Annotated in this window: 12 protein-coding genes and 7 pseudogenes; 11 read left to right on the forward strand and 8 right to left on the reverse strand. The window is 44.7% G+C overall.

Annotation, left to right across the window (positions count from 1 at the left end; translation table 11 throughout):
- Positions 1-15: 15 nt before the first annotated feature.
- Positions 16-516, reverse strand: a complete 501-nt coding sequence (locus C7120_RS12190) for a hypothetical protein (RefSeq protein ID WP_233247104.1) — start codon at positions 514-516, stop codon at positions 16-18.
- A gap of 89 nt (positions 517-605) precedes the next feature.
- On the reverse strand, positions 606-1,091 hold the full coding sequence (locus C7120_RS12195; protein ID WP_107621911.1) for a ferritin: 486 nt from the start codon (positions 1,089-1,091) through the stop codon (positions 606-608).
- Positions 1,092-1,295: 204 nt separating this feature from the next.
- Between C7120_RS12195 and C7120_RS12200 the strand changes: the two genes are divergently transcribed.
- The 6 genes from C7120_RS12200 to C7120_RS12225 all read left to right on the forward strand — a co-directional run bounded on the left by C7120_RS12200 (position 1,296) and on the right by C7120_RS12225 (position 7,082).
- Positions 1,296-2,381: a 4Fe-4S binding protein gene (locus C7120_RS12200; protein ID WP_107621912.1), complete on the forward strand. Its 1,086-nt coding sequence runs from the start codon at positions 1,296-1,298 to the stop codon at positions 2,379-2,381.
- 13 nt (positions 2,382-2,394) lie between these two features.
- On the forward strand, positions 2,395-3,024 hold the full coding sequence (locus C7120_RS12205) for a nitroreductase family protein (protein WP_107621913.1): 630 nt from the start codon (positions 2,395-2,397) through the stop codon (positions 3,022-3,024).
- A 449-nt stretch (positions 3,025-3,473) separates the two neighbouring features.
- Positions 3,474-4,703, forward strand: coding sequence for a site-specific integrase (locus C7120_RS12210; RefSeq protein ID WP_107620289.1), 1,230 nt, complete (start codon positions 3,474-3,476; stop codon positions 4,701-4,703).
- A 56-nt stretch (positions 4,704-4,759) separates the two neighbouring features.
- Positions 4,760-6,004 carry a site-specific integrase gene (locus tag C7120_RS12215; RefSeq protein ID WP_107620288.1) on the forward strand — a complete coding sequence of 415 codons (1,245 nt, stop codon included), beginning with the start codon at positions 4,760-4,762 and terminating at the stop codon, positions 6,002-6,004.
- The gene (locus C7120_RS14225) at positions 6,001-6,405 is read left to right on the forward strand and encodes a hypothetical protein (protein WP_107620287.1); all 405 of its coding nucleotides are present in this window, start codon (positions 6,001-6,003) and stop codon (positions 6,403-6,405) included. The genes C7120_RS12215 and C7120_RS14225 overlap by 4 nt, the downstream gene beginning before the upstream one ends.
- A gap of 59 nt (positions 6,406-6,464) precedes the next feature.
- On the forward strand, positions 6,465-7,082 hold the full coding sequence (locus C7120_RS12225) for a GNAT family N-acetyltransferase (protein WP_233247004.1): 618 nt from the start codon (positions 6,465-6,467) through the stop codon (positions 7,080-7,082).
- Positions 7,083-7,324: 242 nt separating this feature from the next.
- On the opposite strand, the gene C7120_RS13825 is transcribed toward C7120_RS12225, so the two are convergent.
- The 6 genes and pseudogenes from C7120_RS13825 to C7120_RS12270 all read right to left on the reverse strand — a co-directional run bounded on the left by C7120_RS13825 (position 7,325) and on the right by C7120_RS12270 (position 10,978).
- Complete coding sequence (locus tag C7120_RS13825; protein WP_146154268.1) at positions 7,325-7,717, reverse strand: hypothetical protein; 393 nt, start codon at positions 7,715-7,717, stop codon at positions 7,325-7,327.
- 1,155 nt (positions 7,718-8,872) lie between these two features.
- Positions 8,873-9,267 (reverse strand): annotated as a pseudogene (locus C7120_RS14380) (HU family DNA-binding protein).
- Between the two features lie 344 nt (positions 9,268-9,611).
- Positions 9,612-9,779, reverse strand: a complete 168-nt coding sequence (locus C7120_RS14235; RefSeq protein ID WP_233247106.1) for a helix-hairpin-helix domain-containing protein — start codon at positions 9,777-9,779, stop codon at positions 9,612-9,614.
- 114 nt (positions 9,780-9,893) lie between these two features.
- On the reverse strand, positions 9,894-10,313 hold the full coding sequence (locus C7120_RS12260; RefSeq protein WP_107621916.1) for a VOC family protein: 420 nt from the start codon (positions 10,311-10,313) through the stop codon (positions 9,894-9,896).
- 88 nt (positions 10,314-10,401) lie between these two features.
- Positions 10,402-10,693, reverse strand: a pseudogene (locus C7120_RS12265) (helix-turn-helix domain-containing protein).
- Position 10,694: 1 nt separating this feature from the next.
- Positions 10,695-10,978, reverse strand: a pseudogene (locus tag C7120_RS12270) (helix-turn-helix domain-containing protein).
- Between the two features lie 473 nt (positions 10,979-11,451).
- Here C7120_RS12270 and C7120_RS12280 point away from each other — a divergent pair.
- The 5 genes and pseudogenes from C7120_RS12280 to C7120_RS12300 form a co-directional block, all read left to right on the forward strand.
- Positions 11,452-12,866 (forward strand): annotated as a pseudogene (locus tag C7120_RS12280) (VapE domain-containing protein).
- A 194-nt stretch (positions 12,867-13,060) separates the two neighbouring features.
- Positions 13,061-14,016 (forward strand): annotated as a pseudogene (locus C7120_RS12285) (toprim domain-containing protein).
- A 9-nt stretch (positions 14,017-14,025) separates the two neighbouring features.
- Positions 14,026-14,487 (forward strand): DUF3408 domain-containing protein, encoded by a 462-nt coding sequence (locus C7120_RS12290; protein WP_107620280.1) that lies wholly within the window; start codon positions 14,026-14,028, stop codon positions 14,485-14,487.
- A gap of 351 nt (positions 14,488-14,838) precedes the next feature.
- Positions 14,839-15,271, forward strand: a pseudogene (locus C7120_RS12295) (hypothetical protein).
- Positions 15,255-16,176 (forward strand): annotated as a pseudogene (locus tag C7120_RS12300) (relaxase/mobilization nuclease domain-containing protein); the annotation flags it as partial. The pseudogenes C7120_RS12295 and C7120_RS12300, both read left to right, overlap by 17 nt.

Here is a 16,176-nt window from a genome sequence, read left to right on the forward strand (position 1 = left end):
TTAATGTCAGCTGAACTAAGGCTCTTCCAATCGTTCTACGGCCTCAGGACGAGTTATTCCCGTGGCGAGAAACCGCACGAAGTGCAGCCCGAAGTCGTCCCACTCATATTCCGCGACTACATAGAGCCCGTCGGTAGTGGTCTCGAGGCTGCGCACACGACCGCCCACGAAGCGGAAATCTTCCAGTATGCCGCCCAACTTAGACCCCATCCACATCGGACGGATCTTGCCCCTCACATTCTTGAAGATGAACAGGCGGCGTCCCGGCGGATAATAGCGGGTGGACTTAAACACGCCCACCATCGCCTCATCGAGGCCGTCTCCATTCACATCGCCCACCTGCAGCCGGTATACGGGATAAGGAAGCTTCCATCGGCTGACAACCCCTTCCTGCTCCAGGCAGAGCCACGACAGACTGTCGCTCTGCCGCTGGAGGAAGAAGCCCTGCGCCTGCGCAGCAGCCGGAAGCCCCATGAAAAGGAGCAGGAGGCAACATCTCATCGCGTGTTTGGACATTATTCAACCGCAAATATACAAAAATTCCCGGGAAGAAAAACCTCTTCCCGGGAATTTTATCTTGCCAAAGCTCCTCATGGAGTTGGGGGTTATTCTTTTCCTCCGACAATATCGTCGATGTTGGCCACCGTATGTCCGTCGCGATGACGGAAGAGATTCAGGATATCGCGCACGCTGGCTTCCTCCTCAACCTGCTCATCTACATACTTGTCCATGAAGTTAGAAGAGGCATGATCGTGCTCGTCGCCAGCCAAGTCTGCCAGTTTGGCAATCAGGTCGGAAACCTTCTTCTCGTGCTCCATGGTATATTCGAAGATCTGTTTCGGGCCCTCGAACTCCGTTGGAACAGCGTCAATGGCCCTCAATTTAACCTCGCCGCCACGGTTCAGCACGAAATTTGCCATGTCGAGAGCGTGTCCTTTCTCCTCGTCGCTCTGCCTGAACATCCAGTTGGCAAAACCTTTCCATCCCTCTTTGCGAAACCAGAATGCCATCTGGAGATAAAGGTTCGAAGAATAAAGCTCTGCGGCAATCTGCGCATTGAACGCATCCTGCATTTTCTTGTTGATATCCATAATCTGAAAATTGTTTGTTATTACAGAAAAAACCTTCTGCGAGTATCTTTATTATAAGTGAATCACATGACTATCCATCACCACACCTGCAAGAAGTATACCATTCCTGCCCAAGATGCAAAGATAGCATAAAGATTAGTAAAAAAAGTCGGCCGATCCACTTTTTTTTCGTATTTTTGCACAAAATCCATGACTCGTCAGAATATGACTAACAGATCAGACAAATTCAGGCAGTTGCTCAGCCTTGCGGCATGCGTTCTGATGATTCTTGCCGTCTCCATCCGGCGCGACGGCAAGTGGCTCGGCCACAAGGTGGAAGCGGCCGCCGACACCGCCAGGGTCAGCAAGGTGGAGACGATGCGGACACTTGCAGACGGCACCACGGTCATCAACACCACCCTTCTGGGAAGGGACATCATGGGCTATGCCGGGACGGTGCCTCTGGAAATAAAGATCAAGGACGACAGGGTCGTCAGCGTCAAGGCGCTGGACAACGAGGAGACTCCGGAGTTCTTCGAGATGGCCGGAAGACTCCTCGGCAAGTGGAACGGCAAGACCTTGCAGCAGGCGCAAGGCCTGAGAGTGGACGCCGTCTCGGGAGCCACCTTCTCCTCCAAGGCCATCATCGGAAATGTAAGGCAGGGGCTCCAGTTTGCCCTGAAGACCGAGCAGGAGGATTCCCTGCTCGCCAAGCTCGACCTCTCGACCAAGGCCATAGGCGGCCTCGTCGTCGCCCTGATGGCAGCTATCCTGCCGCTGTTCATCAAGAACAGGAAATACCGCCTTGTCCAACAGGTGCTCAACATCTTGGTTCTGGGATTCTGGTGCGGCCTCTTCCTCAACTATTCTTCCATCATCGGCTATATGTCTAACGGCATGAACCTCCTCACGCTGACGGTGCCCGCCATCATGCTCATCACCGCCTTCGTCTATCCGCTGTTCGGAAAGAAGTCATATTACTGCACCCATGTGTGCCCCTTCGGCTCCTTGCAGGAACTCTCGGGCAAGTGCGTGAGATACAAGATCAAGATGAGCCCGCAGGCCGTGAAGCGCCTCGATGCCTTCCGGCAGCTGCTCTGGGCCGGGCTGATGTTCTGCCTCTGGACAGGCGTGTGGTTCGACTGGATTGACTATGAGCCTTTCTCTGCCTTCATCTTCACTTCTGCCTCATGGCTTGTCATAGCCATTGCCATAGGCTTCGTGCTGCTCTCGACCATCATAACGCGCCCCTACTGCCGGTTCGTATGCCCCACCGGCACATTGTTCAAGTTAAGTCAAAGTTCAAAATAAGGAGACTCAAGACATGAAAACAAGGATATTGATACTGGCTCTCGCTGCCGCACTGGTCTACCTGGCCATACAACTCATGCTCCTGAAGACCACGGAGCCCAAGGCGGCCGAGCCCTCCGAAGCTGTCTACACCAACATTCTGACACGCGTCAGCGTACGCAAGTATCAGGACAAGAAAATCGATGAGGACACTCTCGAGAAGCTGCTCCGTGCGGGCATGGCCGCTCCCACGGCAGGCAACAGGCAGCCCTGGCACTTCGTGGTGTGCACCGACAAGGAGGTCCTGGCCCATGTGGCTGCCGCCAACCCTAACGGCGGCATGGTCGCGCAAGCCCCGCTTGCCATCGTGGTATGCGGCGACAAGAGCAAGACTTTTGAGGGCGAGGCGGCCGAAATGTGGGTGCAGGACTGCTCGGCAGCTACCGAGAACATCCTGCTTGCCGCCCACGGGTTCGGCCTGGGAGCCGTCTGGACAGGCGTCTACCCCATTAAAGAGCGAATGAGCAAGCTTTCCGAGGTACTGGAATTGCCGGAAACCATCATCCCGCTATCGGTTATCGTCATCGGCTATCCGGACGAGATGCCCGCCGTGAAACAGAAGTTCAGCGAGGATAATGTGTCCTACGACTTCTACGAGAACTGAAAGAAGGCATCCCATAGGAAGCTGCCGCTCGCCTTGGTTGCCGACAGACGGCACGCCGTTTATCACGCCTTCCATTGCGGAAAACGGCAAAAAGGAATGTTACAAGCCGTGTGTAATCAAGTTACAAGCCGTGTGTAACCAAGTTACAAGCGGCTTGTAACTAATCAATGAAAATGAAGAAATATCGAAATTGATGTAAACTAACTGATAATGAGGAGGAAATACACGAATTGGCATAATACTGCTCTGTTTGTAAAGGGCAGAAATATGCAGATTTAGGCAGAAGTTCAGTTACCAGAGTGTTACCCTATTTTGATGTAGGTAACGATGGTGCAGTATTCGGTAACTGAATTATTTTCGTTCGTGTGGCTGTTGCTTCGGTCGGCAGTTTTCTGCGTAAGTGAGGAACGCTTTAATTCGGGTAATTTTGCCCACAAATATTAAAGCGTATGAAAACAGAGAAAATGAAGGTGCTGCTCTACCTTAAAAAGAGCGGGCTTGACAAATCGGGGAAAGCTCCGATTATGGGACGTATTACCATTGGGCGTTCCATTGCCCAGTTTAGTTGTAAACTTTCCTGCAACCCCGACTTGTGGAATTCACGTGAGAGCAGGATGGACGGCAAGAGCCATGAGGCGGTGGAGGTTAACGGCTGGTTGGAAAATCTTCTGCTTTCCATTCAATCTGCCTATCAGTCGTTGATTGCCAAAGGACAGCCATTTGATGCAACCGATGTAAAGGAACAGTTTCAAGGCTGTGTGCAGGCACGATGTATGCTCATCGAGAGATTGGATATGCTCATTAAGGAGAAAGAAAGCCATATCGGTATAGACATCAAGAGGGACTCTATGTCTGCCTATCATTCCACTCGAAAACGATTGCAGGAGTTTATACAGAAGAAGTATCATGTTTCGGATTTGGCATTCTCGCAGTTGACAGAAAACTTCATCTACGAATTGCAAGCATTCTGTCTTAGTGAACTCGGGCATCAGCAAAGCACATTTTTCAGAGCTGCAGCAGATTTGAAGACTGTCTGCAGGCTGGCTTATCGTGAGAGGCTGGCTGATACGCTTCTGTTTGATAAAGTACATATAGAACGAGGAGACAAGAAAGCACCTAAAGCTCTTGACCAAGAAGCATTGGACAAGTTGAAGGCAATCTGCTTTGATGAGTTGGAAGAGGAAATGGAAACCGCTCGCGATGTGTTTCTCTTCGCTTGCTATACCGGTGCAGCTTATTGTGATTTGATGGAGCTAAGCAAGAAGCATCTTGTTCGTGATGATGCAGGTAGTTTGTGGTTGAAGTTCAACCGACAGAAGACGGGTGTGCTTTGTCGTATCAAGTTGTTGCCGGAAGCAGTTCGCTTAATTGAGAAAATGCACAGCGATGAAAGGGAAACACTGCTGCCTTGCATCAAATATCCCACTTATCAGTCCTGTCTCAAAGCCTTGCGACTACGGGCAGGTATTTCTTTTCCCTTTACCTCGCACACGGCAAGGCATACCTTTGCCACACTTATCACCTTAGAGCAGGGCGTTCCTATTGAAACAGTCAGCAAGATGCTCGGACATACGAACGTAAGTATGACCGAACGTTATGCAAAGGTAACACCACAGAAACTCTTTGAGGAATTCGACCGTTTCCTTTCTTTCACCGAAGATATGCATTTGACTATCTAATCTCTATACTTTGTATATTCTTATGCATTCATTTCAGAAATTAAAACAACAAGACAATGAGAAGTACATTCAAGACACTATTCTATATCAACAGACAGAAAACAAAGGCAGACGGCAAGACCACCATTCTCTGCCGTATCACCATAGACGGAAAAAGTACCGCCATTACCACAGGCGAGCAGTGCAAATCCTCCGAGTGGAACAGCAGGAAAGGACTGACAACCGACAAGAGAACCAATCAAAGAATTGGCGAGTTCAAAGAACTTGTAGAAAAGACCTATCAGGAGATATTGATAAAGGACGGAGTGGTAAGCGTGGAACTGCTCAAGAACCGTTTGCAGGGGATAGCCACCATGCCGACAACACTTCTTGCCATTAGCAAAGCAGAACTGCAATCCGTTAAAGAGTGCGTGGGCAAATCAAGGGCAGAGGGGACTTATCAGAATCTTCTCCATTCAGACAAGTTACTTACAGAGTTTGTAAAGGATAAGGGAATGACGGATATAGTCATAGCCACTATAACGGAAGACTTGTTTGAAGAATACCGTTTCTATCTGAAAAAACGAGACTTGGCAACAGCAACCATCAACCGCTACCTTTGTTGGTTGAGTAGGCTGATGTATCGTGCGGTCAGTCAAAGGCTCATTCGTTGCAATCCTTTTGAGAATGCCAAGTACGAGAAAACGGAACAGAAGATACACTTCTTGCAAAAGAGCGATGTTGCCAAACTCATGGTATTGAGAGTACTTGATAAGGAAGCAGAACAAGCAAGACGCATGTTTATCTTTGCCTGTTTCACGGGCTTGGCTATTGCTGATATGGAACATTTGCAATTTGGACACATTCAAACGGCAGCAGACGGACAGAAATATATCCGCAAGGAACGGCAGAAGACAAAGGTAGAGTTTATTGTGCCACTGCACCCGATAGCGGAGGCCATCATCAATCAATGTAAGGAAGAACAACCCAGCACGAAAGAAATGCAGACGGTGAAAGAAAAAGGTGACGACTTTATCTTTCACTGTGCTTGCAGCCGTAGCGTGATGAGTGCAAAGCTGAGCATCGTGGGCAAGGCTTGCGGTATCAGAGAACGGTTGTCCTACCACATGGCAAGGCACACGTTCGGCACGATGAGTTTAAGTGCAGGAATACCTATCGAAAGCATTGCCAAGATGATGGGACACGCTTCTATCTCAAGCACTCAAATCTACGCACAGGTGACAGACAATAAGATTTCGGAGGACATGGACAGGTTGATAAGGAAACATCAGACAAAAGAAACGAGGGAGGAAACCGTATGAATGTCAATCACCATCAAACAAAAAGAGACCGCAGTTATTTCGAGTGGGGCGACAGTATGCAAATTATTCGCAAAGGCAAAGGCGAAATAGCAATGACAGAGAGCGAATTGGTAGATTTCTTCGGTGTAACATGGAGGAAACTCAATTATCGATTGCAACTGCTTCTGAAAACATATACCCTACAATCCGAAGAAAGGGCCGCAGGGGAGGTGGAAGTCTACGTGAACGGACTGTTAAAAGGATATGCCCCGCTTTATCCGCTTTCAATCATCATCGCTTTGTCTTATCAATTGGACAGCACGGAAGCGCACTTGTTCAGAAAATACGTTTGCCAAAAGCTGCAACGCTCTGCACTTGTGATAGAGCAGATATACCTACACGGCAATGCCAGTATCAATTGATATACTTTTCCCTTTCACCGATATTATCTTACTACATAACTACAAGGAAAGGTAATACGGTGAAAGAAAAAGGGTTGGCGTGTAGTCAGGAAGGAGAGATTGCTATTACTACAACAAACTACAGTTTGCAAAGTTACGGCGAAAAGCAAGGTGGTACTTGTTCTATATTTCAAGCAATTTATATATCTTTGCAAAATACAACCGAGACTTTTAACGAGATGAGGGATATTAGAATTGAAAAGGGAATCAATAAAGGCAATGCTTTGCTTTTATGTGAATGGTCCAACGAACAAGGAAAAGAGTTTCAGGAGCAATGGATGGGTTCCGAAATTTCTTACCCGCTGGACTATGATAAAATAAAGGACTTGGGAAATGTATTTTCGATATTCAACCAAGGGGAATTTATCGGAATGATACAAGAAGTACGAATTGGTAAGGATAACATACACATAGGTAGATTTGTAATAGATCCCCGAAAAACAGGATTGGGCTTTGGGACTGAGGCCCTAAAAAGATTTGTAGATTTCATTCTTGAGGATGATAATATTAAAAGTATTTCCCTAACGGTCTTTGATTTCAACCAAAAAGCAAAGAGAATTTATGAGAAACTTGGGTTTGAAATCAATGAAGTAATTGAGACTCCAAGGCTGAAATACATTATGAAGAGATACAGGTAATTCCGAGTTTATCTAACTCAATACAACAGAGCAGTTTTAAAAAACTGCAAATCAATTTATCCGATAAAGAATGGCACTTGAAAGAGAGGCATCTCTGTCCAAGTGCCACATATCAGAGAGCCTTTACCTTATCCCATAGTCTTGAAGGATTCTGATACCAATACCTAAGTCGCTTCTGTTACCGAAATCATGCTCCCACACCAATCCATTTGATTGAAGGCTCTTATTGGTAGGAGTTCTTTCTACTTATTTATTTCATTGTATAATTCTTTTGTTCTAGATTCATCAACTAGTAATTCAAGAAAGATTTTAGTGTCGCTAGTGATTTCTGGTTTGTTTAGAAGAATATTGCCAAGTGTTCTAAGTCTACTAAGTTGCCCGACATGACATATTCTTGATTTCAAGATTGAGTTTGTCTTTATTGTTTTTACAAACTCTTCTGCTGACTTGTTGTCAAATTTTTCAAACATCCTTGAAATTCTTGGTGCTGCCGCATCAGAATAAAACGAAGTTCTGCTGAAACTATAACTTGCACCTTTATATCCTACATATGTCAGAGTTAAAGCTGCTACTAATCTTTCAACATATTCGTCTGGGATAACAGAACCAAACGATTCAAGTTCTCTTACAGACAAGGCTTCTTGTGCCCAGTTATCTAAGTTCTTTTCTAGATTTTGTATATGGGGGCATAGATTAACTTTCTGGTTGCCGTAGACAAGTATCTTAAGCCGTCAATTAAGCTAAATAAATCAACCCCCTTCTTATTCTTCATTGCATCACCTTCAAGGTACATTTTATCAAAACGTTGTCCTATTTGTTGTCGTATTTCTTTTGGCGTTACTTTCCACAAAATAGGAAAACTTAATTCAATGTTAGAACGAAAACGCGTTGAGATTGTATCCCAATGTAGTATGTAAACAATTTGTTACACATTTCTTTCTTATAAACTTCTGGTAAATCAATGAAAGCTTGTTCAACAGCTAATTCATGCTTGTCATAAGTATCCGTATCCATTTTAACGATATAATCGTTTACGTTGATTATTGGAATCGGAAACTCTTGTGATAACACATATTTGTTGCAATCTGCAATCATGTTTAGAACCTTAAAAAGGTTTGGATCGAACTGTCTGGATGTCCGTCAAATATATTACGGGTTTCTCTTGCTTGATGTATGACTTTTTTGCTTCCCAACTAAGAACACCTATTTTATACGCACCTTCTATTAAATCATAATCAGTAATGTTATTTTGGAAGTCTTCGTAAGTCTTTGCAGATTTATTCATTTCCTTATTAAACAAGTCCAAACTTCTATGTATTATTTTTCTTCTTAGATCATCACTTACTGCATTCCAATAGCATCCAATAGCACTTCTTAATCCACCAGCCTTCAAAACTAGTCTTGCTTCTTCAATATATTTATTCCCTATAAGTTCTTCTCTTACATTAGTTAGTTCTCTTTGTAAGTATTCAACTTTTTCAGCAGGAAGAATTATTTCTGTCGTTGTTTTTTTACTATATTTACCATGTTCTTCTTTTTTGTATAATAATCACTCTTTTCTTTATAGCCTTAGCTAATATCAAATTTCCTAATTCCCTTAGAAGTACGAAGTACATTCTCAAAATTCTCTTATAAGACAATTTTTGCCTTTTGCTAAGTATTGATTATCAGCGAGTTGCAAAATTGTATTTTTAAACCTTGAAAACGGTGTTCCCGACACATATGGAAAATATCCTTTTCGTATGCCGGAAACACGTTTTTCGTTAAGGCATTACGATGCTGCCATCATGCTATTTTGCGTTTACGATATCTTCCTGCGGGGCGAAGTCGAGACTTCGGATGTCGAAAGAATCACGCATGGCCGTACTCTTGGTAAACTGCACGTTCACCTGCTTTATGAGTTTCGCGCCTTTGCCTTGGCTTCGACGGCCGTTGCTGCGCCCTCCGCCTTGATAGTGAGACGGAACGAACCGATGTCGCCCAGTCGCACGGTGTTGCCATTCTCCAAGGCCTCGATAACTTCGTATTGTAAGGCGTCCAACACAGCCTTCACGTCAGCACTCGACACGGTGGAGCGTTTCTCTATCCGCTTTACGATTTGCGCCAACGTTACCGGCGTGGTCGGTGCAGCCTGCGGATAAAACTCCACTTCTTCTTTCTTCAGCGGATTCTTCTTCGCTTGAATTACCTACTTTATCATATCGCTTAGAATTAAAGGGTTAGTAATGCCACAAAGATACTAAATTTTACGATGAAGCCAGCAGAATATCTGAACATTCTGCTAAGAGAATGCCGATTATTCCCTAATTTCACTTATAATCCTTGTCCTGCACACGTTAATTTCTATCTGTGCTTACTTGCGCTTTCAAAAAAAGTGTATTATTATTTTCTGGTGTTAATCGTGCCCCTATACCGTTGTTGCCAACATTCGGGCTTGATAGGCTTCGTGCTTTAACAATTCAAGACAAATTTAAAACACAGATCCTTTGATACGATCAAGACCATGTCAATCTTAGGAGTACGATCGGCTCAGTCTTTCCAGAACCACCAGTTCAGCTTTTCCTTTTCCCTATGCTCTGGCGGTGTCTGCGCGAAGTAAACGGCACATCTGAAAGCATACAGTACGCAACGGTCCTGCACCACTCCAGCATAGTCGTTGGACAAAGCAAAGAGTATTTCGGGGGCTTTGCCTTTCAAGTCTGCAACGGAGGTTATCCCGATATTCCACAATCGGTTGCAAGCGATTTCCCTATTCCGGGAATCACCGTCAGTTCCTTAATTGTCTGCTCTTTGGTCATTGCACTTGACAAACTACAAGACAAGATTTCCGTCTCTGTCAATCTGCCAAAAAGGTTGTAGGCTACCTCGAACACATAAGCCGTCCAAATCCTTGAAATAGCCGCTGTATCCTCCCAATACACTTTCTGTGCAGGTTTCACAATGGTTGCTCCGAGCCGTTTGTGCTTCCTGCATCACGGCATTGACTTCCTCTTCCGATATGGCGTTATAACTGATTGTCATGCCCGAAAAGGCAGTCTGTTGATGGTATAACGTCGTATCTTTTTCCAATTCTTGCAGTGGGTATATCCCCAAGACTATCCCACCCAAAAGGAACAAGGCGTAAGTTTCCTGGCTCTGTTCCGACTTCTTCCAGCCCAATCCCTCATAGAAAGCCAATGCCTTTTGAAAGTCCTTTACTCCCAATGTAATCAAAGTGAATTTCTGTCTCATAGTTGTATATTATTGAATTTGCCACAAAGTTACTCATTCTTAACGAGAAAGACGAATAAGTCAGCAGGAAACGTCCCTTGCGAAGGCTTTATCTTCGATAGTTCTTTTGCAATAGTTGGTTTATGTCGGAGAGTCGGTAGAGTATCTTCCCTGCAAACTGCGTGTAGGGAATGATTCTCCTGTCGCGGTAGTCTGTAAAGTGCGGGGACTGATATACAGACGCTCGCACACTTCCTTGCCCGTGAGGAAAAGTTCGCCAGCAAAGAGTGGCTTGTGCGTCTGCGCCACTTCCACAATCCGTTTGCCTACACCTCTCAAGGCCGAGACGACCAGCTGCATCTGTCCGTCTCCATGTTCAAGTCTCTTGCTGTTTCCATCATATCATTTTGTTTTAGGTTTGTTCGACTTCATAAGAAGCAGTGCTTCCAATCCTCGCACTTGTAATAGCACTTGTGTCCGATTTGCGTAAACGGCAGCACGCCCGTATCACGATAATGCTGCAAGGTGCGTTTGCTGATATTCAGCAGCTGGCACACATCACCGTTGTGCAGCCAGTCCGTTTGCTTGCTTTTCTCTCCGAATGCCTTGTGGCAGCATTCCGCAAGGCTCAAGATTTCATCTCGAAGCTTTGCCCAATTGGTTTCCGTAATGACGTAATAGTTCATAATCATATTTTGTTATTGTTTGTTGTTTCAGTTCTTTCCTGTTTCTGCTGGCAAAGGTAATGGCGTACGTACGCTCTCAAAGCCGTGGGGAACAGCAGGGAAGTATCGGGAACAATCGGGAAAAGAGCAATCCGTTTCATCGGTTCACATTTGCGTTTTCCTGCCCCGTCTTTTTTCTTTCATTGCAAAGACAATCCAAGCGAGTGCAGAGGAAAGTTCACTTATCCTTTGTCGAGCGCAGTTTGTCTTATGCAAAATTAATATTGGATATTTCTTATTCCATCACATTTCATTCAAGTGGCAGCTTGTGGCGCTATAACAAGGACAAAAGAGACAGATTGATGTTCTTGCCACTGCACAACTGAGGCTAATAAGGTAATCAAAGCAAAGAGTACATCTGAGAGCAAACAACGACATCGTATTTCAGCTAACCGATCTTTCCTTCATCTGTTTTTTGCTTAATGAGACGATAAATGCTCTTCTTGCCTGCTATTCCCTAAGAATTTTGCAGCAGACGAGCGCAACATTATGCAAGAAGGCTCTGAATGCTTGGAAGTTAACATTCTCACCCTAACTTCACTCTTGGAACCAATTCAAGGGATAATGAAAAAGAACACAGATGCAGGCAATACAGACAGCAGGAGAAATCTCATCGAAGGGGTAGTTCATCCAAGAACGTAGAGATAGAAATACCTCTCCACACACTACGATTTTAGATACAATACAGTATTGGGTAGAACCGAATACCGAAGTAGGAACAGCGGCATATTTACAAAAGTCGGTCGTTATGAAATCAATACGCTTCGCAGGGAACTTGATTGCGATAAAACTAGCGACTTCTGCCGAGAACCTTTAATTCCATCATTGAAAGCAGCTTTTCTCCCCGTATCAATCCTGTGCAGGAGTATTTAAAAGGGTTACCATTGATAGATATAGGTGATGGTTGTAGCAATGGTGGTAGTTACAGTGGTAGTAGTGTTCTTACTTCTTTTCACCAAAGCAATTCCGATTTGGCAAGCTGTGTTGTTGTCCGTAATTCTAACAAATGGTTGCCGTATCTTACAAATGCTTGTGGCGGTGGTCGGCAACGCAATCGACGACCGCGAGTGCCGTAACCATACCTGCCTCGTTTGAAGGCGAGCAGGAAAGTTCAAGACCACGTTCCTTGACCTGCTCTGTCCGCCCGGCACTATATGGTTATAGTTACACAGGAAAGATATATCCGCAGGAGAAAGATACACTTACCTAATCGGGCAGAACCTTATCGTAAATATAGATGACCAGCTCAAAGCCCTCAATAAGCGGGACGAGAATGAGCTGAAAAACCTTATCACCTGTCCGATGGTCAAGTACCGTATGCCGTATGACAAATATGTTGAGGAGCATCCCCACTTGGCAAGCTTTGTGGCATCAGTGAACGGCAACGACTTTCTTACCGACCCGACAGGCAGCAGACGGTTTCTTCCTTTTGAAGTTCTTTCCATAGACATAGAGAAAGCCAAGCGTATTTCAATGGATAATGTCTATGCTGAAGCCAAAGCCCTGTTAAAGTCAGGTTTCCGCTATTGGTTTGACGATGATGAGATAGCCGAGTATATAGGGAGAGTGAAGACTTTCAAGTACAGACTGCAGAAATGAACTTTTGTTACGTTGTTTTGAAAAGCCAACGGAGGCTAATCCTCATACTCTTATATGACCACCACCGAGATAATACCTACTTGGGACTTTATACGACCATCCCTTATCCTTGAAGCACATGGGTGAGGCTCTAAGAAAGGCAGGTTTAAAAGTAAGTAAGCGACGGGAGGGCGGTAGCCCTATCTATGTGTATAAGGTAAGGAAAATACTCCCATGTCCTTTGCTCAATAGTTGTAGTAGCCAAATGTAGTAGGCACATGTAGTAGGTTTGTAGTATGGCTGATACTACAAAATAATATTGATTATCAATCACTTAAATCACAAAATAGTATGTAGTAAGAAGAAAGATGAAAAAGTTTGGAGAGGAAAACTTTGGAAACGGTAAAACCATAAAACAGACAAGCATAAATAATTATCATTCAATCCATTAAAACATCAAAAACAATGAAAGAAGAAGATTTATCAGCTATCAAGCGATATTCCATCGTGGAATATCTCGAAAGTAAAGGCATCAAGCTGTCCGCAAGACACCGACCTATGCCATGTACCACTCACCGCTCAGGGAGGAAACACATCCGAGTTTCAAGGTGGACACGGAAAAGAACCTTTGGATAGACTATGCCGAAGGCAGGGGTGGAAGCATCATCGACCTTTGCATGCGTTTGGAGGGCTGCACGCTCTCGGGAAGCCATCTGCCGTTTGGGACAGAAACGCTCCCGATAATACAACGCACAGCTACAGTTTACAAATAGAGGAATATCCATCAGTCCAAATCAAAGAGAAAATGTAACGGCAAGCGGTACAAGGAGACAGATATGCCTATCAGACACCTTGTCGCCGCACTTACAGGAGTATTTCAAAAAGGAACGCTGTATTAATTTGGAAAAGGCAACACCTTTCTCAAATGTATCAGTTACGAGGTAAGAGGAAGAAGATATGAAGCCATCGGCTTTGCCAACTCTTCGGGTGGCTATGAACTTCGGGACAACAATACGTTCAAGGGAACGGCCCCGAAGGGCATCACTCGATATTTGAGGACATGGAACAGCCGTTTGTCTGTTCGAGGGTTTTATGGACTTTCTCTCTTTTCTTTCAATGAAAGAGAAAGTAACCAACCAATGCCTTGTGATGAACTCTGTAAGCAATGTGGCCAGAAGTATTCGCTACCTAAACGAGAGAAGTATAACCTCCATTCGTGCTTTTCTTGATAATGACGATGCTGGGCGAAAGGCAGTGCAGGAATTTGTAAACACAGGTTTTAAGGTAGAAGATATGGCAGTGTATTATAGAGACTTCAAAGACCTCAACGATTTTCACGCCAGCCGTGTCCGTGAGCAACAAAAAAGTTGGAGAAAACTCCAAATACAAGCAACAAAATAAAACAGTCAAACTTAAAATAAGATAGAGTGATGAAAAAGGAAAGAAGAAATATGGAAGAAATAGATCGTTTCATAGGAAAAACTTTTGGTATGAGCCAAGCTGAAAATTCAAGTGAACAAACTGTCGCTGAATTCCGGGCAGAGGGAATGAAAAATATTCAAGAGCAAAAACAACAAGAAACAAAACATACCATAGAGCATGCCACGCCATCCGAGCCTGTACTGCATACAGAGCATGCAACTATTCAACGACGCATCAGTGCCAAGATGAGAAAGGAGACATTCGAAGCATACAAGCAAGCGTTCCTTGTTCCGACAAAGCTAAGTGAGAGAAAAGCGGTCTATCTGAGCAGGGAGACACAGGAACGTGCGGACTTCATTGTACGCAGATTAGGCGATAGGGGCAGCAACCTTTCAAGTTTCGTAGAAAACATTATCCGCCAACATCTAGAGGAATATGATGAGGACATAGAGAAATGGAGAAGACTGTAAGCCGTAAGAAAAAGGTCGAGGGTTTTCAGAAAAAGGAACGTCCCTTTCACTCAAAATCCTCGACCGTTTTAGGGTAGTACCAACAATAGATTTTTACTGAACACATTGAATGGTGGGAATGCCACGAACACAGTTAATCTTCTGAATGCATAGCATTCATTTTTGGACGACAAAACGCTTTATGCGTAAACGTTTCGTTAGCTGACATTGCAAGACGTCAGTTTGTACCCACAAACTGCGCTTGCTCCCCTCGTTTAATTGTCGGGGAGATTAGACCGTAATCACTCCGTTCTCATCGGTCAGTGTTCAGAAATTAAGCAAGATTGAAAACAAAGAAAAGAGGACTTTTATATGAACAGATATGATAGCAGAACTGCCAAATGGCAGCAACGAGGTAAAGAAGAAGCGAGGATGAACAAGACGGAGTTCATCAAGGTAAGATGCACCTTAGAGGAAAAGCAGCGCATCAAGTCAAAGGCGGAAAGCACAAGACGGAAGTTCTCAGACTACTGCCGTGAAATACTCCTTAATGGAGAAGTGGTTGCCATTCCTAAGATGACGGACAATGAGAGAGAAGCCATTGCCATTCTCCAGCATACGGGCAGGTTCTATGGGCAGATTTCCAACCTTATTAAAGTCAAGGATGAGAGATGGGTACATATCACACAGAACCTTTCGCTATGTGCCAAAGAAGCATTTAAGCGATTTTACGACCCGCATTTTCGTGTGGACGACGAAATATATATAGGTCTTAAATATGTCGAGAGATGATAGGAAAATGTAAGGCGATAGCGCATGGCAGCACGGCTTTGGATTATATTTTCAGAGAGGGAAAGCTCGGTAATCGGCTTGCCTTCCACAATCTTTGCAGCAGAGAACCGAAAGCAATCTATGAGGAAATGAAAGTGGTCAGCGATTATAACAGTCGTTGCAGAAACAAGTTCCTCCGCATTGAAATCGGTATAGCACCTCAGGATGAGAAGAAACTACCCGTATCTGAACTCATGCGGATAGCCCATCTGTTTGCCAAACAAATGGGACTTAACAACCACCAATGGGTAGCAGTAACGCACAAGGACACCGATAACAGGCATATCCATATCATTGCCAACCGCATCAGCCTGTATGGGGAGGTCTATGACACCACTTTTGTAAGCAACAGGGCAGCAAGAGTGGCGGAGGAAATAGTCGCTCGAAAGGCTTGACCATTGCAAAGGAAGTAAAGGCTGAAAGGATGCATCAGAAAGCAAAATCCAATCCTACGAGAGAGCAAACGAAGCAGCAGGTACAAAAGATTTGCTACACCTTGCTTGAAAAGTATAAAGGAACAGGCATCACAGGGCATTCAATGTTTCTTTACGACCTAAATAAGAACGACATCGCCATAGAGCGCATGAAGAACAAGCAGGGCAAAGTATATGGTTTGAAGTTCTCCTTCAATGGACAAAGCTTCAAGGCTTCCGAAATCGGCAGGGAGTTCGGCTACCGTTCTTTGCAAAAGAACTTTGAAGCAGGCAATAAGCCGAAACAAAGGAGATATGACAAAAGCTCAAATAATGGCGCACAAGCAGGAAAAGAGCAAACCCCAACCGGATACAGCCTATCAACTTGTTCCTCCCAGCCGTTCGTACACACCGCCTACAAAAGCAAACGAAACTTCACCTATTGCACAAGCCGTAGGAAATGTAG

Source organism: Prevotella sp. oral taxon 376 (genome assembly GCF_003043945.1).
Classification (GTDB): domain Bacteria; phylum Bacteroidota; class Bacteroidia; order Bacteroidales; family Bacteroidaceae; genus Prevotella.